Below are 16177 nucleotides of genomic sequence, written 5' to 3'. Positions count from 1 at the left end.
CACATATATGTGAAACCCTATTTCCAAGTGCCCAAGGTATTTTACCATACATGATGAACACACTACAAAACAAAATAAGGAATCCATTTCATACGAAACAGATTCCTCTTATACAATAATTATTTCATTGTAACTTTCATTACTTCTGTTGAACCTTTTGTAGCTGTTACACCTACAGTTGTCTTAATAGACTCAGCTGCATCTGTGTTTGTAATAACGATTGGAGTAATTGTGCTTTTCGCTTTTTCACGAATTAATTCTAAGTCGAATGAGATTAATTTATCTCCAGCTTTTACAGCTTGTCCTTCAGAAACGTGAGCTTCGAAACCTTCACCTTCCATTTTTACAGTTTCTAATCCAACGTGGATTAAAATTTCTGTACCGTTTTTCGCTTTAATTCCAATAGCATGTTTCGTGTGGAATAATTGTACGATTTCACCATCAACTGGAGATACAACTACACCTTCAGTAGGATCGATTGCAACACCTTCACCCATCATACGACCAGCGAATACTGGATCTGGTACTTCTTCAATATTTTTCACTGCTCCAGTTAATGGAGCTACGATTGTTTCTTCATTTGTTTTTGAACCAAAACCGAATAATTTTTTAAACATAGGATAGTCCTCCTTATAATTTACCTAAAAGTTTATAGGGCAATCTCTATTCAAGATCGAAATACACGTAAGACTTCATACTTCGAATGTTATACTGTAAAAACGCTTTCGAAATAAATTATGTCATTACTAATAGACTCTTATTGTAGCGCCTCACAAAATTCCAGTCAATTCTGATTGTCTGAATAACAATAAGAAGTTAACTTCTACTTATATTTTCTCTTTTTTTACCCAACTTGTCTAGAGGTCTTTACTACATTTTGCTTTTTGTTGTTAATTTGTAAAATTTATTTAAAACTTTTTTCTAAATCCGCTTGACTAAAGTAAGTAACTATTTTATTATTACTTACATAAGGTAAGTTAATAACTTTTAGGAGGTTTTTAGAATGATGGATATCGGTCTTCTTATTATTCGTCTTATTATAGGAATTACATTCATGGGTCATGGTGCTCAAAAATTATTTGGTTGGTTCGGTGGTTACGGCTTAAAAGGAACTGGTGGTTGGATGGAGTCAATCGGCCTACGTCCTGGTGTATTTATGGCATTTATGGCTGGCGCGACTGAATTACTTGGTGGTTTCTTATTTGCATCAGGTATTTTCACTGTAATTGGTTCATTATTTATCGTCGGAACAATGTTAATGGCAATCTTCACTGTTCACGGAAAAAATGGTTACTGGGTAACACAAGACGGATTTGAATATAATTTAATTTTAATCGCCGTTGCTGTTGGTGTAGCGTTAATCGGGCCTGGTGCTTACGTTTTACTTTAAATAATGATTGAACTTACAATTAACTTAACGAGTTTTTAATATACAAGTTCATAAAAGTATTCATACCCCAAGTAAAAACTTGGGGTATTTTATTTTTATGGACTTAACAATAAATTATTAACTCCCTTTTCCCTTTTAATAGATTTTCAAGTTCCATTCTATTGAATAATTTTCTAACAATAATCATTTACAAGATCCGTAAACACTCCATCATAGAGGGCATATAATCTTTCTACTACTCTATAGGATCACCCCCCAATCACATTTAGAAATCAAACATATGCTACTAGTATTAAATATAATAGGAGGGAAAATCCTTATGAAAAAGCATGATATAAAAAATTTAGAAGAGGATATGGATCCAACTAACGAAAATGAAAATGAGAGTAAAGTGAAGGCGAAAGCTAAAAACAAAAATAAAAATAAAAACAATAATAACCTTGCAAATCAAGGTGGACAAGCAGGTCTTGAATTAACAGCGTCTGGTGGTGGACAAATTAGTGGAAAAGGTGGAACAAACGTAAGTCAAGGTGGACAAATCGCTAAAAAAGGCGGACAGAATGCAAATCAAATGGGACAAGTTGCTAGAGAAGACAGTGAGAACATAATCAAGAAAAGCGAATTTGAGGCTGGTGTTGCCGACAGCGAGCAAGACACTGATGAAAATGATTCAGCAGCAACTGAAAATGATATTTAAGCTGAGCACAACGACAGATAGGAGAGATCATTGTTATGGCGAACCGGCGTTCTCAAAAACAAAACAACAATAACACAGAAAAAACAGAAACAACCTCCTCCTTTAAACTCAGCAAAGATGATCTTCCAATTGAAATCCACATCCACGTCAATATTTACAACAACAATAATAATAACCTTGCAAACCAGGGTGGGAAAGCTGGATTTACAATAACAGCGGATAGAAATGGACAGATTAGTGGAAATGCAGGAACAAATGCCAATCAAGGTGGGCAAATTGCTAAAAAAGGCGGACAAAATACAAGGCAAGTAGGACAAACTGCTAAAAAAAATGCCGAAAATGAAATTAAAGAATCACGCCCTACACTTTTTTTGCCACCATTCTCTTAATTAGCTCCACAGATTAAGCTTCCACTTTATCTTCATTCTGTAATCGTTTGTCATTTATAAGTTAAATCCTGATTTGGCATATGAATGACAAACATATTTTGTTGCATCAAAATAGCAATACTAATTCTTATCAACGTATACATTCTTTTTTGTCTCATTCACAAAAAAGCTAAAAAAATATTTTTCCAGCAGGAGTTTCCAACTGATATCTTGTAAACAAACAGTAAGTATTCATATTTAGAAAGGGGATTACAAGCATGTTATCCATTAATCCAAACGAGCAAACTGAAAAAGATAATTACAAATTACTTACAGGAAGTATCATTCCACGCCCTGTCGCTTTCGTTACTTCTGTAACAAAAGACGGCGTATTAAACGGCGCACCATATAGTTATTTCAATATTGTCGCTGCTAATCCACCACTTATCTCAGTTTCTGTACAACGAAAAGCAGGAACACCGAAAGATACTTCTCGAAACGCAATCGAAAAGGGCGAATTTGTCGTACATATTTCTGATGAATCTTACGTAGAAGCAATTAACGAAACAGCAGCTAACCTCCCGCCAAATGAGAGTGAAATTGAACTAGCGAAACTAACGCCAATTGAAAGTGATGTCATCTCCGTTCCAGGTGTGAAAGAAGCAAATATTCGAATGGAATGCGTACTAGAACGCGCAATTCCTCTTGGTGGAACAGAAGACTCACCAGCTTGCGATCTACTAATCGGACGCGTCGTTCGTTTCCACGTCGCAGAACACCTATACGAAAATGGCCGCATTCATGCAGAAGGACTAAAACCAATAAGCCGCCTAGCAGGACACAACTACGCAAAACTAGGAGAACAATTTGAATTGGTGAGGCCTGTTTAAAAGTGGAAGCGGCTCGCCCAGAATGGGAGGGGATGGAGTTTCTGACGTAGAGGCGCTTTTTGCCTCGTAGGAAGACGCGAAGCCACCGACCATTCTAGCCACTGGAACTCGATATCACCTGAAGCAGAAGCGACTCGTTCACTTCCATCACCCAAATATAAAATCCCCCGCTTTTTAGCGGGGGATTTTTTCACTGTAATTCTTCGTTCTTCTCCTCTAATGCAGGTAATTTCTCTTTTTTCGGTTTCCCAAGCTTAATTACTAAGAAGTATAGGGAAAGCAATGTAATAAGAAAAACAATTAAAAACGGATACGGAGAATAAAAAGCACGCGCCGCTTCCGTCTTTCCTGCAACAAACTTCAATGACTCAATATCTAAAAACTCAGCAAACATTTGTACACCGAGCATACTAAACCAAAAAACAAAAAAACTAATAATAATACCAAAAACTTGCTTCAATCTCGTCATTCATCTCATCCTTTCTATATTTGCGATTTTTTAGTGCGATCAATATAGTACAAACAAAACTATGCACAGAAAGGAATCATCTTACCATTCACGAATTAATTTAATCCAACCTAACATCGAAATTTGCAAAATAATACCCCAAATTATAAGTCTTCTTAGCCATCGAGGAAAGAAGGTTAAAAACTTAACATACCATCCCAATAACTTGTTCATAATTCCCTCCTACATAAAATTATATAGGAAAAAAGGATATATAATCCAAATCCAACCAGAATGATACCACCTACTATTTCACCATATGTACCAAGCATAGCTTTCGCATGTCTACCAATTAATAAGCCAATCCATGCTAATAACATGCTTACAAATCCAAACAGTAATATCGTAATAATCGTCTGCGCCCCATAAATTCCAAGACTAAGACCTACTGAAAAACTATCTATACTGACACCGAATGCAAATACAAATAAACTAATTCCAATTGGAGCAGTTCTAGTCTCTTCACCTTCTAAAATAGACGAATATACAATATAGAACCCTAGCCCAATTAATAAAATAGCTCCTGCAAAATTCGCGACATCCCCATACTTCTCTGATAGAAAACGTCCTAGTACCATTCCGATAAACGGCATAATAATATGAAATATCCCAATCGTCATACCGATATAAAGGATTTGTCTTAACTTTAATGTTACCATCCCCATACCGAGGCTCACTGAAAATGCATCCATCCCTAGGGCGAATGCCATAATTATTAAAGGTATTAGCTGTTCAAGTGTCATTCATGTCCCCCCTCGGACGTGCTACTTCACAATATGCTTATCCGAGGAGAAATATTCTGTTTGCTAAAGGTACATTATCATTCAGTGATAATATGATGTCCCGCCGCTTTTGTTAAACGATTCATAATTGCATTTCCTATTCCTTCATTCGGGAATGATTCACTAAAGATAACATCTACTTCACTTGCATCAAATGTTCTAAGCACATCATATAATTTAGTCGCAACGCTAGCTAAATCACTTCTCATACCACAAGATAATACAACATCAGCACTATATACATGTTGATACTCTTCGGTCGTTAATACACCTACTTTAAACCCTTCTTTCTTTTTCTCATCCACAATACACTGAATAAACTCACGGGATCCTTCAACAATACTAAGTGGCGCTTTCGGTGCATAATGTGTATATTTCATTCCAGGCGATTTCGGTTTTTCTTTCTCATCCTTTAAAGCTGGATCTAAAGAAACATTTCCTATTACTGCTTCCAATTGTTCCTTCGTAATCCCACCAGGACGTAGAATCGTCGGAACTTCGCTCGTACAATCAATTACAGTTGATTCAACGCCTACTCCTGTCGCCCCACCATCAACGATACCAGCAATTTTCCCGTTTAAATCTTCATACACATGAGAAGCTAATGTTGGACTTGGGCGTCCAGAACGATTCGCACTCGGTGCTGCAACAGGCACGTTTGCTTCTTCAATAAGAGCGAGCGCTACTGGATGATCTGGCATCCTTACTCCGACCGTATTAAGTCCCGCCGTAACCCGCTCTGAAATCCCTTCTTTTCTCGGTAAAATGATTGTTAATGGTCCTGGCCAAAAATGCTCCATTAACTTTTCTGCAACAGGTGGAATTTCTCTTACAATACCATCTAACTGAGATTTTGTTCCTATGTGGACAATCAGTGGATTATCACTCGGTCTCCCTTTCGCCGCAAAAATTTTCGCTATCGCTTCATCGTCCATTGCGTTTGCTCCTAACCCATATACCGTTTCTGTCGGGAATGCCACCGCTTCATTTTCTCTTAATAATCTCGCTGCTTCTTTTAATTGTGGATAATATTTTTTTCTTTCCACAACATTATCCACAACCCACATATTTGTATGCATTTTTTCCCACGTCCTTTTCTACCATGAAATACTTGTCTATTTTTAGTTTACTATGAGATTTATCCAAAAGACAAACAAGGTTTATCCACAAAATGTGGATAAACCTTGTTTGTCCGTGGATAACTTTGTGAATAGCTGACAATTTAGTATTATTGCATTTGGCTCTTTTATATTTTTACAAAAGTGTTCTAACTGTCGAATTCCCTCTGGGACTTTCTCTTTCTCTATAATGACAAAGTTAAAAAACTGAAAGATTGTCACAGATTGTGGATGGTTTGTGAGTAAGTACAATTGTCGAATATTTTTTTCTTTCATATACTGCAAAAACATTTCAAAAAAATATAAGAAAGTCTGCTTATCCACATTAGGTGTGAATAAACAAGAACGAATAAGTGCATCTTCTTCACTTTGTTCATATCCAATTACAGCTCGTATTTCTCCCGCCTCTTCCAAAATCATAAATTGTGCGTACAACTCATTTATTTTATCATCTTTTTTATTAGCTTGTCCGAAAAAAGAATGCAATCTTTCTACATCTGCTTTCGTAGCAAAATACACGTTCTTCATAGTAAATCCCTCCTCATTTTTTATATATGAGAAGGGATTTACTAATAGTACTACTTAGAGAATAAAGATGTAAAAGCTTCGACGATAAATAATTTAACCTCTGGTTTTTCTTCTTCCTCTTCTACTTTTACATACTCATTTTGCTTTTCTTGTTTTTTCTCCACAGGTTTCTCCACTTTTTCCACAGTTTTTGTTTCTACTTTTTTTACAGGCTGTTCTTCTACTTGCGTTTCATTTTTCACTACTTTCTTCTCAGGTGCTGTTACTTTTTCAGCTTTTTCCGGCTTTACTACTTTCGTTTCTTTCACCTTATCCTCTTTCTTCTCCGGTACATCCACTACTTCCTCATCTGATTGTTTCACCTGCTCTTCTTCAGGAGATTCAGCTTTCACAACATGCTCTTCTTTCCTTACAGCTGTACCACTCGAAAAATCTAAGAAACACATCGGTGGAAATAATACACACCACCAGTTTGCACCTTCACCTTTTCCAATTGTAATAAGTACCGCTTCATATTCTCCCGCTGGGTAAATAAAATTCCCATATACCTTTGTAGGAAACTTCACATTCTTACCGAATTTCACTTGGAAATTCTCTTTACTCCCTTCTCTTTTCAGCGTATTCGCTACTGTCTTTTCAATTTCAGGAATATGATTTTGAATTACTTTTCGAGCTTCTTCAAATGACGTTAAATCCGCTACCCATCCATCAATTTGCGCTTTCACTTCATCACGCACTTTACGTTTTAATGCCTGATCTTTATCAGAATCACTATTAGCTAAAATACGTAATCGAACGGCCTCTTTCGGAATAACAGCAGGCCCTTTTGCATCAGCTTTCATATATCCAAACTGCACAAGTAACTGTGCACCAATTAATAATAAAAGAAAATAAGCAATAGCTTGTTTTTTCATTTCCTCCACCGTCCCCTCTAGAAACAGTGTGGACAGAGTTACTTCTTTCTAAACTATTAAATTCAAAATCTATATAAATTTTTTCAAAAAAAATAGAGTAAGGTTTTAACCTTACTCCATCTCTGCAAATACCATGCGATCTTTTCCATTAATATCAAAGACAACTTCAACGTGAGCGTGCGGGAAAGTTTGCTGTAATAATGCCTTTACATCTTCACCTTGCCCTACACCAATTTCAAACGCCACAATCGCCTTTTTCTTTAATACGTTCGGCAATTCCTCCATAAAACGACGATAGAAATCTAGTCCATCTTCACCGCCAACAAGCGCCCTTTTCGGCTCATGCTCTTTCACAACAGTAGAAAGACCACGCCAATCTTCCTCCGGTATATACGGAGGATTTGAAACAACGACATCTAACTTCTGACCAGTTTCATAAAACGGAGACAGTAAATCACCGTGATAGAAAGTTACTTCCGCTCCTAAAGCCTGTGCATTTTCTTTTGCAACTTCAATCGATTCTTGCGCAATATCTACCGTATACACGTGAAGATTTTTATTTTCTAAAGCGAGTGTAATAGAAATCGCTCCACTACCTGTACCAATATCCGCTACATGAAGTTTCTCATTACCGAAATGGCGCTCAATTCTCTCTAGGACTCCCACTATAAGCTCTTCCGTTTCTGGCCTTGGTATTAATACCTCTTCATTTACAAAGAACGATCGGCCATAAAACATTTCATACCCGAGCATATATTGGATTGGAGTACCATCTACATGCTTGTGGATAAATTCTGCAAAACTTTTCTCTTGTTCCGCAGTTATTTCTTCACGCATATTCATGAGCATTCCTGTTCTGTTCGTCTTTAATACATGACAAAGGACAATTTCTCCCGCATTCTCATCTCGTCCATTTTCTTGTAAAAAAGAAGAAGCCCATTTCAGGGCTTCATAGACACGCATTACTCAGCTGCCTCCATCTTTTGCGCCTGATCTTCCATCACTAAGGCATTGATGAAATCATCTAACTTACCTTGTAGGATTTGATCTAGCTTTTGAATCGTTAAGCCGATTCGATGGTCAGTAACACGGTTTTGCGGGAAGTTATACGTACGGATACGCTCTGAACGGTCTCCCGTACCAACAGCTTGTTTACGGTTTTGATCGTACTCAGCTTGCGCTTCTTGTCTGAATTTATCATAAACACGTGCACGTAATACTTTCATTGCTTTTTCTTTATTCTTGATCTGTGATTTCTCATCCTGACAAGATACAACTACACCAGTCGGTAAATGTGTTAAACGTACCGCTGACATCGTTGTATTAACACTCTGTCCACCAGGACCACTAGAAGCAAATGTATCAACACGAACATCTTTTTCATGAATATTAATTTCTACTTCTTCTGCCTCTGGTAATACAGCTACAGTTGCTGTAGATGTATGAATACGTCCACCAGATTCCGTTTCAGGAACACGTTGTACACGGTGAGCACCATTCTCGAATTTCAGCTTCGCGAAAGCACCTTTACCGTTAATCATAAAGATAATCTCTTTATATCCACCTAACTCTGTATAGCTCGCTTCGATAATTTCAGTTTTCCAACCTTGCACCTCAGCATAACGGCTATACATACGATATAAATCACCAGCAAATAAAGCTGCCTCGTCACCACCAGCAGCACCACGAACCTCAACGATAACGTTTTTATCATCATTAGGGTCTTTTGGAACAAGTAAAATTTTCAGACGTTCTGATAATGTTTTCTCTTGTCCTTCTAATTCAGAGACTTCTTCCTTAACCATTTCACGCATATCAGCGTCTAACTTATCTTCTAACATTGCTTTTGCATCTCGTAATTGCTCACGAACATCTTTATACTCACGGTACACCTCTACCGTTTCCTGCATATCAGATTGTTCCTTTGAATACTCACGAAGCTTATTTGTATCGCTAATAACCTCTGGGTCACTTAACAATTCATTTAACTTCTCATAACGATCTTCTACAGCTTGCAAACGATCTAACACACCATTCACCTCTACATCCTAGTATCTAATACAAATAGTATATGGTACTTAATCAAAAAAACGCAAATTATATTTAAAAGCGCAAGCGGCTTGCTCGGCTCTGACTGCCTAAAGTTCTTAGCTGTGCAAAGAGCTGGCCACCAATCTTCATCTATTTTCGAAAAAAACCCGCTCTACATAGCGAGTTTCATTTATCTTTGTTTTGTAGGTACTGCATGACAATGACGACAACGTGGTTCATACGATTCTGAAGCCCCAACTAAAATAATTGGATCATCAAATGCCGCTGGTTCTCCATTGATTAAACGTTGCGTACGACTTGCAGGAGATCCACATGCAGAACAAACTGCCTGCAATTTAGTTACATGTTCAGCAATCGCCATCAGCTGAGGAACTTGTCCAAATGGTAGACCACGGAAATCTTGGTCTAATCCAGCTACAATGACACGATAGCCACGATTTGCCAATACTTGCACCACTTCCACAATGTCCCCATCAAAAAATTGTACCTCATCGATTGCAATAACATCCATTTCTTCTGTTACATGGTTAAATATATCCTTTGAAGCTGAAACAGGAACTGCTTTAACCTTTAATCCATTATGTGATACAACATCTTCTTCACTATAACGATTATCAATACATGGTTTAAATACAATCGCATTTTGTTTCGCAAATTGCGTACGGCGTATACGGCGGATGAGCTCTTCTGATTTTCCAGAAAACATACTCCCGCAAATCACTTCAATCCAACCATTTTGGTTCATTAAGTACATTGAGCTCTCCTTTCATCTACTTTCCTAATCCAAAGTAGGGTAAAGGTTTAATATTTTTGCAAAAAAAACAGACAAGCGAATACATACACTTGCCTGTTTTATGTTCTTTATTACTTGATGCCGTATTTCTTATTGAAGCGGTCAACACGTCCGTCTGCAGTAGCAAACTTCTGACGTCCAGTGTAGAATGGGTGAGAATCAGAACTGATCTCAATTTTTAGTAATGGATAAGTGTTACCATCTTCCCACTCAACAGTTTCGCTAGAGCCTTTAGTAGACCCGCTTAAGAATTTGAAGCCTGTGTTCGTGTCCATAAATACAACTTTATTGTAATTTGGATGGATTCCTGCTTTCATTCTTTTCATCTCCTTCCGCCCTGAATCATTTTCGAAACAGAGTTTTTCATCTTCAGCTGCTTACACAACTATATTGATGAAACACATATGATGAAATTATAACAAGGCTAACTCCATTTTGCAACTACCTGTTTTTGTCTTTTGAAAATTAAAAGCGCAAGCGGCTCGTTTAGAATCCAGGACACTTCAAACTCTCGACCTTGAAGCGCTTTTTGCCTCCTAGGAAGACGCGAAGCCACCGACCATTCTAGCCGCTGGAGCTGGATAGCAATTTAAAGTGGAGGTGACTCGCCCAGCTCTAACACAAAATATGATTTTCATCTCAAAAAAACATAATTTTTTCCATATATTACTCTCTCTAATATTCCCTTAAAAATCATAAAAAACTCGCTTACTACGAAATAAGCGAGTCCCAATCTTTTCCCTTTACTTAGTTGTTACATACCTTTTTGAGTCTGCAACAATGTTTTGTAAAAATTCTTCATTTGTCTTTGTTTGACGAAGTTTACGTAAGAAACCTTCAACAAAGTCTGGCGTATCACGCATCGTTTTACGAATACCCCATAATTTGTCTAAATGTTCTTTCGGAATTAATAGGTTTTCTTTACGCGTACCAGAGCGACGAATATCAATCGCTGGGAAGATACGACGCTCAGCTAATGAGCGATCTAAGTGAAGTTCCATATTTCCAGTTCCTTTAAACTCCTCGTAAATTACATCGTCCATACGAGACCCTGTATCAACAAGGGCTGTTGCTAAAATTGTTAAGCTACCGCCTTCTTCAATATTACGCGCAGCTCCGAAGAAGCGCTTCGGTCTATGGAAGGCAGCCGGATCGATACCACCCGATAACGTTCTACCACTTGGCGGAATAACAAGGTTGTAAGCACGCGCTAAACGGGTAATACTATCCATTAAAATGACAACGTCTTTTTTATGTTCCACAAGACGCATTGCACGCTCTAATACAAGCTCGGCTACTTTAATATGATTTTCTGGTACTTCATCAAAAGTAGAGCTTACAACGTCACCTTTAACAGAACGTTCAATATCTGTTACTTCCTCTGGACGCTCATCAATTAAAAGTACAATTAATTCCGCTTCCGGATGATTTGTTGTGACACTGTGTGCAATTTCTTTTAACAGACTTGTTTTACCAGCCTTTGGAGGCGCAACAATTAAACCACGTTGTCCAAATCCAACTGGTGCGATTAAATCCATGATGCGTGTCGGCAACTTTTTCGTTTCCGTTTCCAACTTCATTTGGCGATCTGGGTATAATGGTGTTAATGCAGGGAAATGCACACGCTCTTTTGCTGAATCTGGATCATCTCCGTTTACAGCTTCAACTTGTAATAATCCAAAATAGCGTTCATTTTCTTTCGGAGGTCGTACTTTACCAGAAACTTTGTCTCCATTACGTAAATCGAAACGACGAATTTGCGAAGCTGAGATATAAATATCTTCTGAGCTTGGAGAATAGTTGATAGGACGTAGGAACCCAAATCCTTCTGATTGAATAATTTCTAATACACCTTCCATGAAAAAGAAACCTTCTTTTTCTGCTCGAGCTTTCAAAATAGAAAAGATTAACTCTTTTTTCGTTAACTTGCTGTAATACGAGATCTTAAATTCTTTCGCAAGCTCGTATAACTCTTTTAATTTCATGTTTTCTAATGCTGCAATTGACAAATTCATTCAGACACCACACTTTAACATTATTCTCTTTTCAAATGGGTAAAGGGAAAAAATACGGAAGGCAAATAATTAATAATGAAAGGCAATAAGTTCAAGTAGGGTAATATTCACTATTGTAACCCTTTTATCTAGTTTTAATCAATACGTTGGAACACAAATACAAGAAGCGAAGACAAGAAAATTTGTCTTCGCTTTTTATATTTCTTACTTTTTTCTACTCACCTTATTTTAAGGAAGAATAGATAAGGTATTTCTGCTTTTATTTAATCCAGCTTCAGCAGCTAGAATGGTCGGTGGCTTCGCTTCTTCCTGCCATTCTGAACGAGCTGCTTACTCTTTTTACTTAATCCAGTTCCAGCGGCTAGAATCTCCGGTCATTTCACTCTCTCACTCGAAGCAAAAAACGCTTCAAGGTCGAGAGTTCCGATGCCCTGCGATTCTGAACGAGCCGCTTGCACTTTTTATTTAATAACCAAATTCGGTTTTTTATTTAAGCTATGACGTCCGTCTACGAAGCGTACTGTACCTGACTTCGCACGCATAACAAGGGATTGTGTTGTTCCTACGCTACCTTTAAATTGAACGCCACGTAATAGTTCTCCGTCTGTTACACCTGTTGCAGCAAAGATTGCATCGTCACCTTTTACTAAGTCTTCCATACGAAGGATGCGATTTATATCTTCAATGCCCATTTTTTTACAACGTGCTAATTCAGCTTCGTCTTGTGGTAAGAGCTTTCCTTGAATTTCTCCACCTAAGCATTTTAGCGCAACCGCAGCTAATACACCTTCAGGAGCCCCACCAGAACCGAATAAAATATCTACACCTGTACGGTCAAACGCTGTATTGATTGCTCCAGCTACATCTCCATCATTAATTAACTTAATACGTGCACCAGCCTTACGAATTTCTTCGATAATTGCTTGATGACGTGGACGATTTAAAACTGTCGCTACAACATCTTCAATATCTTTATTCTTCGCTTTCGCAACGGCACGTAGGTTATCGATAATAGGTGCGTTAATATCAACTGCCCCAACTGCTTCTGGGCCAACCGCAATTTTATCCATGTACATGTCAGGAGCATGTAACAAATTACCATGATCTGCAATTGCAATAACAGCAAGTGCATTCCATCCGCCAGCTGCTACGATGTTCGTCCCCTCTAAAGGATCAACTGCAACGTCTACGCGTGGGCCATATCCTGTACCTAATTTCTCTCCGATATACAGCATTGGCGCTTCATCCATCTCACCTTCACCAATTACAACTGTACCTTTCATCGGAATTGTATCAAATACATCACGCATAGCTGATGTTGCTGCACCGTCTGCCTCATCTTTTTTCCCGAGTCCCATCCAACGCGCTGATGATAATGCTGCAGCCTCTGTTACACGTACTAACTCCATAGATAAACTTCTTTCCACGATAATCCCTCTCCTTTAAGTCTTTATATTTCTGCCGTATTTTGTGAACCGTGTTTTTTCTATAAAGTGTACTTCCGCAAGTAGTGATGCTTCGCTTCCCCCCTTGCGGAAGTATCACTTATGCGTTCTTCATCTCTTCAATTTCTTGCTTTGTCATTTGTTCTCGCCAAATGTTTGCGCCAAGCCCTTTAAGCTTGTCTACTATATTTTCATAGCCTCGATCAATATGCTCAAGTCCGGTTACTTCTGTAATTCCATCCGCCATTAATCCTGCAATAACAAGGGAAGCCCCAGCTCGTAAGTCACTCGCCTTCACTTTTGCACCTTGCAATAAAACAGGACCAGTTACAATTGCCGAACGACCTTCTACTTTAATTTGCGCATTCATACGACGCAATTCATCAATATGTTTGAAACGTGCGCCGTAAATTGTATCCGTTACAACTCCCGTCCCGTGTGCCTTTGTTAAAAGCGTCGTAAACGGCTGTTGTAAATCTGTTGGGAAACCTGGATATACAAGCGTTTTTATATCAACTACTTTTAACCTTCTATTACCGTTCACTGTAATTTGGTCATCGTTCGTTTCAACTTGGACACCAGCTTCTCTTAGCTTCGCAGTCACTGACTCTAAATGCTGAGGAATAACATTATCAACTGTTACTTCTCCTCCTGATGCAGCTCCTAAAATCATATACGTACCGGCTTCAATACGATCTGGAATGATAGTATGGTGACAACCATGCAGGGAGTCCACACCATCAATTCGGATTACATCTGTACCAGCACCTTTAATGCGCGCTCCCATACTTGTTAATAATGTGGCTACATCAATAATCTCTGGTTCTTTCGCTGCATTTTCAATAACAGTTCTACCTTTCGCTCGTATAGCCGCTAGCATAATATTAATCGTAGCTCCCACACTAACAACATCTAAATAAATACGCGCCCCGCGCAATTCATCTGCTCTTAAATAAATGGCACCTTGTTCATTTGTAACATGTGCACCTAGTGCTTCAAACCCTTTAATATGCTGATCAATCGGCCTTGGCCCTAAATGACATCCACCTGGAAGCCCAATAACAGCTTTTTTAAAACGGCCAAGCATTGCACCCATTAAATAATAAGAGGCGCGCAATTTTTTCACTTTTCCATTTGGTAAAGGCATCGCAACCATGTTAGAAGGATCGACTACCATCTCTTCTTCCTGCCCATAAGTTACTTTCCCTCCAATTTCCTCTAGTAAGTCTCCTAACATTTTCACGTCCGAAATATTAGGAACGCCACCGATAGTTACTGGAGTATCTGCTAAAATTGTCGCTGGAATTAATGCAACAGCACTGTTCTTTGCACCACTCACACGAATTGTTCCATTTAAAGCTCTTCCGCCTTCAATTAGCAACTTTTCCATATTGAGCTCCCTTCTCGTGAATGTATTTATCTTCTACTGCTTTATAAAAAGAAGTAGAAGGTTCCCCTTAAGAATCTCAATCACTCTTTCCACCCTAAAACTCAATAAGTAGAAAACCATCACCTGTAGCTCCCCTGCTGTACAAATAGATGAAGATTAACTATTCATCGAATCAAATTCCCCAATTCAGATACTCATCACATTTATTAATAGGACTATGCACATTATTTTCTATATTTGCAGGCTAAAAATTCATTTTATAAAATCTTTAGACTTGTTCACGCTTTCATTATACAACGAAAGGAAACCGTCTAAAAGACTAGACGGTTTCCAAAACGGAATTTTATTCTTACGCTTTACCGTTAGAACCGAACTCACGCATTTTACCAGCAACAGTTGCTTTAATAGCGTCGCGGCCAGGTCCAATAAATTTACGAGGATCGTAAACTTCTTGGTCTTTGTTTAATACTTCACGAACAGCTTTTGTAAACTCGATTTGGTTCTCAGTGTTTACGTTGATTTTTGAAGTACCTAAAGAGATAGCTTTTACGATATCAGCAGTTGGGATACCAGTACCACCGTGTAATACTAAAGGTACGCCAGTGAAGTCACGAACTTGTTCCATTTCAGCGAATCCTAAGTTAGGCTCACCTTTGTAAGGACCGTGTACAGAACCTAAAGCTGGAGCTAGGCAATCGATACCTGTTGCTTCAACAAGGTGTTTACACTCTGCAGGATCAGCGTAAATTACGCCTTCAGCGATGATGTCGTCTTCTTGTCCGCCAACTGTTCCAAGCTCAGCTTCAACAGATACGTTACGAGCGTGTGCGTATTCTACTACTTTTTTAGTAGTTTCAACGTTTTCTTCGAATGGGTGGTGAGAAGCGTCGATCATTACAGATGTGAAACCTGCATCGATTGCTTCTTTACATTTTTCGAAGCTTGAACCATGGTCAAGGTGAATCGCTACAGGAACAGTGATGTTCATTTCTTCGATTAAAGCTTTAACCATAGCTACAACTGTTTTGAAACCAGTCATATGACGAGCTGCACCCTCAGATACACCTAGGATTACAGGAGATTTTTCTTCTTCCGCAGCAGCTAAGATAGCTTGAGTCCACTCTAAGTTGTTCATGTTGAATTGACCAACTGCGTATTTTCCTTCTAGTGCTGTGTTTAGCATTTCTTTCATAGAAACTAAAGGCATGGTGAATCCTCCTAAAAAACGTTTTTTGTATCCGATAAGTTCTTATCGCTGGTAGTATGACCAGAATAAGGTAAAATATG

The 16177-nt window shown here is 38.3% G+C and carries 19 protein-coding genes; 4 read left to right on the top strand and 15 right to left on the bottom strand.

Annotation, left to right across the window (positions count from 1 at the left end):
- Positions 1 to 119: 119 nt before the first annotated feature.
- Entirely contained in the window at positions 120 to 617 is a 498-nt protein-coding gene (locus CDB3_RS23960; protein WP_000473647.1) for a PTS sugar transporter subunit IIA, read from the bottom strand.
- Positions 618 to 1003: 386 nt separating this feature from the next.
- On the opposite strand from CDB3_RS23960, the gene CDB3_RS23955 reads away from it, so the two are divergent.
- The 4 genes from CDB3_RS23955 to CDB3_RS23940 all read left to right on the top strand — a co-directional run bounded on the left by CDB3_RS23955 (position 1004) and on the right by CDB3_RS23940 (position 3345).
- A complete protein-coding gene (locus CDB3_RS23955) occupies positions 1004 to 1390 on the top strand; it encodes a DoxX family protein (protein ID WP_128856205.1) in 387 nt (128 codons plus the stop codon).
- Between the two features lie 319 nt (positions 1391 to 1709).
- Positions 1710 to 2087, top strand: coding sequence for a hypothetical protein (locus CDB3_RS23950; RefSeq protein WP_128856204.1), 378 nt, complete (start codon positions 1710 to 1712; stop codon positions 2085 to 2087).
- 35 nt (positions 2088 to 2122) lie between these two features.
- Entirely contained in the window at positions 2123 to 2476 is a 354-nt protein-coding gene (locus tag CDB3_RS23945; protein ID WP_128856203.1) for a hypothetical protein, read from the top strand.
- A 257-nt stretch (positions 2477 to 2733) separates the two neighbouring features.
- The gene (locus CDB3_RS23940) at positions 2734 to 3345 is read left to right on the top strand and encodes a flavin reductase family protein (RefSeq protein ID WP_128856202.1); all 612 of its coding nucleotides are present in this window, start codon (positions 2734 to 2736) and stop codon (positions 3343 to 3345) included.
- 190 nt (positions 3346 to 3535) lie between these two features.
- Here the strand turns inward: CDB3_RS23940 and CDB3_RS23935 are convergent, their stop codons facing one another.
- The 14 genes from CDB3_RS23935 to CDB3_RS23875 all read right to left on the bottom strand — a co-directional run bounded on the left by CDB3_RS23935 (position 3536) and on the right by CDB3_RS23875 (position 16097).
- Positions 3536 to 3814, bottom strand: a complete 279-nt coding sequence (locus CDB3_RS23935; RefSeq protein WP_097831471.1) for a DUF3935 domain-containing protein — start codon at positions 3812 to 3814, stop codon at positions 3536 to 3538.
- 81 nt (positions 3815 to 3895) lie between these two features.
- Complete coding sequence (locus CDB3_RS32585) at positions 3896 to 4027, bottom strand: hypothetical protein (RefSeq protein ID WP_002144729.1); 132 nt, start codon at positions 4025 to 4027, stop codon at positions 3896 to 3898.
- Positions 4024 to 4596, bottom strand: a complete 573-nt coding sequence (locus tag CDB3_RS23930) for a manganese efflux pump MntP (protein ID WP_128856201.1) — start codon at positions 4594 to 4596, stop codon at positions 4024 to 4026. Before CDB3_RS23930 ends, CDB3_RS32585 begins: the two co-directional genes overlap by 4 nt.
- Before the next feature lie 77 nt (positions 4597 to 4673).
- Positions 4674 to 5714, bottom strand: coding sequence for an L-threonylcarbamoyladenylate synthase (locus CDB3_RS23925; RefSeq protein ID WP_097831469.1), 1041 nt, complete (start codon positions 5712 to 5714; stop codon positions 4674 to 4676).
- Between the two features lie 81 nt (positions 5715 to 5795).
- Positions 5796 to 6281, bottom strand: a complete 486-nt coding sequence (locus CDB3_RS23920) for a GNAT family N-acetyltransferase (protein ID WP_128856200.1) — start codon at positions 6279 to 6281, stop codon at positions 5796 to 5798.
- A gap of 50 nt (positions 6282 to 6331) precedes the next feature.
- Positions 6332 to 7195 (bottom strand): stage II sporulation protein R, encoded by an 864-nt coding sequence (gene spoIIR, locus CDB3_RS23915; RefSeq protein WP_128856199.1) that lies wholly within the window; start codon positions 7193 to 7195, stop codon positions 6332 to 6334.
- A 111-nt stretch (positions 7196 to 7306) separates the two neighbouring features.
- The gene (gene prmC, locus CDB3_RS23910) at positions 7307 to 8158 is read right to left on the bottom strand and encodes a peptide chain release factor N(5)-glutamine methyltransferase (protein WP_128856198.1); all 852 of its coding nucleotides are present in this window, start codon (positions 8156 to 8158) and stop codon (positions 7307 to 7309) included.
- Positions 8158 to 9225 carry a peptide chain release factor 1 gene (gene prfA, locus CDB3_RS23905; protein ID WP_128856224.1) on the bottom strand — a complete coding sequence of 356 codons (1068 nt, stop codon included), beginning with the start codon at positions 9223 to 9225 and terminating at the stop codon, positions 8158 to 8160. The genes prmC and prfA overlap by 1 nt, the downstream gene beginning before the upstream one ends.
- A 191-nt stretch (positions 9226 to 9416) precedes the next feature.
- On the bottom strand, positions 9417 to 10001 hold the full coding sequence (locus CDB3_RS23900) for a thymidine kinase (RefSeq protein WP_128856197.1): 585 nt from the start codon (positions 9999 to 10001) through the stop codon (positions 9417 to 9419).
- A 110-nt stretch (positions 10002 to 10111) separates the two neighbouring features.
- Complete coding sequence (locus CDB3_RS23895; protein WP_000643447.1) at positions 10112 to 10357, bottom strand: type B 50S ribosomal protein L31; 246 nt, start codon at positions 10355 to 10357, stop codon at positions 10112 to 10114.
- A 426-nt stretch (positions 10358 to 10783) separates the two neighbouring features.
- On the bottom strand, positions 10784 to 12055 hold the full coding sequence (gene rho / locus CDB3_RS23890; protein ID WP_128856196.1) for a transcription termination factor Rho: 1272 nt from the start codon (positions 12053 to 12055) through the stop codon (positions 10784 to 10786).
- Between the two features lie 461 nt (positions 12056 to 12516).
- Positions 12517 to 13482: a class II fructose-bisphosphatase gene (gene glpX / locus CDB3_RS23885; RefSeq protein ID WP_128856195.1), complete on the bottom strand. Its 966-nt coding sequence runs from the start codon at positions 13480 to 13482 to the stop codon at positions 12517 to 12519.
- Positions 13483 to 13600: 118 nt separating this feature from the next.
- Positions 13601 to 14890: a UDP-N-acetylglucosamine 1-carboxyvinyltransferase gene (murA, locus tag CDB3_RS23880; protein WP_128856194.1), complete on the bottom strand. Its 1290-nt coding sequence runs from the start codon at positions 14888 to 14890 to the stop codon at positions 13601 to 13603.
- A gap of 349 nt (positions 14891 to 15239) precedes the next feature.
- Positions 15240 to 16097, bottom strand: a complete 858-nt coding sequence (locus CDB3_RS23875) for a class II fructose-bisphosphate aldolase (RefSeq protein WP_001131859.1) — start codon at positions 16095 to 16097, stop codon at positions 15240 to 15242.
- Between the last annotated feature and the right edge of the window lie 80 nt (positions 16098 to 16177).

The sequence above is a fragment of the Bacillus sp. CDB3 genome (assembly GCF_002081505.1).
GTDB classification, from domain to species: Bacteria; Bacillota; Bacilli; order Bacillales; family Bacillaceae_G; genus Bacillus_A; species Bacillus_A cereus_AT.
The sequence above is the reverse complement of the archived record's forward strand: the minus strand, read 5'-3'. Positions and strand labels throughout refer to the sequence as shown.

Excerpts from the sequence above, each read along its gene's own strand:
- CDB3_RS23960 (WP_000473647.1), bottom strand. The coding sequence starts at position 617 with ATGTTTAAAAAATTATTCGGTTTTGGTTCAAAAACAAATGAAGAAACA.
- CDB3_RS23955 (WP_128856205.1), top strand. The coding sequence starts at position 1,004 with ATGATGGATATCGGTCTTCTTATTATTCGTCTTATTATAGGAATTACA.
- CDB3_RS23950 (WP_128856204.1), top strand. The coding sequence starts at position 1,710 with ATGAAAAAGCATGATATAAAAAATTTAGAAGAGGATATGGATCCAACT.
- CDB3_RS23945 (WP_128856203.1), top strand. The coding sequence starts at position 2,123 with ATGGCGAACCGGCGTTCTCAAAAACAAAACAACAATAACACAGAAAAA.
- CDB3_RS23940 (WP_128856202.1), top strand. The coding sequence starts at position 2,734 with ATGTTATCCATTAATCCAAACGAGCAAACTGAAAAAGATAATTACAAA.
- CDB3_RS23935 (WP_097831471.1), bottom strand. The coding sequence starts at position 3,814 with ATGACGAGATTGAAGCAAGTTTTTGGTATTATTATTAGTTTTTTTGTT.
- CDB3_RS32585 (WP_002144729.1), bottom strand. The coding sequence starts at position 4,027 with ATGAACAAGTTATTGGGATGGTATGTTAAGTTTTTAACCTTCTTTCCT.
- CDB3_RS23930 (WP_128856201.1), bottom strand. The coding sequence starts at position 4,596 with ATGACACTTGAACAGCTAATACCTTTAATAATTATGGCATTCGCCCTA.
- CDB3_RS23925 (WP_097831469.1), bottom strand. The coding sequence starts at position 5,714 with ATGCATACAAATATGTGGGTTGTGGATAATGTTGTGGAAAGAAAAAAA.
- CDB3_RS23920 (WP_128856200.1), bottom strand. The coding sequence starts at position 6,281 with ATGAAGAACGTGTATTTTGCTACGAAAGCAGATGTAGAAAGATTGCAT.
- spoIIR (WP_128856199.1), bottom strand. The coding sequence starts at position 7,195 with ATGAAAAAACAAGCTATTGCTTATTTTCTTTTATTATTAATTGGTGCA.
- prmC (WP_128856198.1), bottom strand. The coding sequence starts at position 8,158 with ATGCGTGTCTATGAAGCCCTGAAATGGGCTTCTTCTTTTTTACAAGAA.
- CDB3_RS23900 (WP_128856197.1), bottom strand. The coding sequence starts at position 10,001 with ATGTACTTAATGAACCAAAATGGTTGGATTGAAGTGATTTGCGGGAGT.
- CDB3_RS23895 (WP_000643447.1), bottom strand. The coding sequence starts at position 10,357 with ATGAAAGCAGGAATCCATCCAAATTACAATAAAGTTGTATTTATGGAC.
- rho (WP_128856196.1), bottom strand. The coding sequence starts at position 12,055 with ATGAATTTGTCAATTGCAGCATTAGAAAACATGAAATTAAAAGAGTTA.
- murA (WP_128856194.1), bottom strand. The coding sequence starts at position 14,890 with ATGGAAAAGTTGCTAATTGAAGGCGGAAGAGCTTTAAATGGAACAATT.
- CDB3_RS23875 (WP_001131859.1), bottom strand. The coding sequence starts at position 16,097 with ATGCCTTTAGTTTCTATGAAAGAAATGCTAAACACAGCACTAGAAGGA.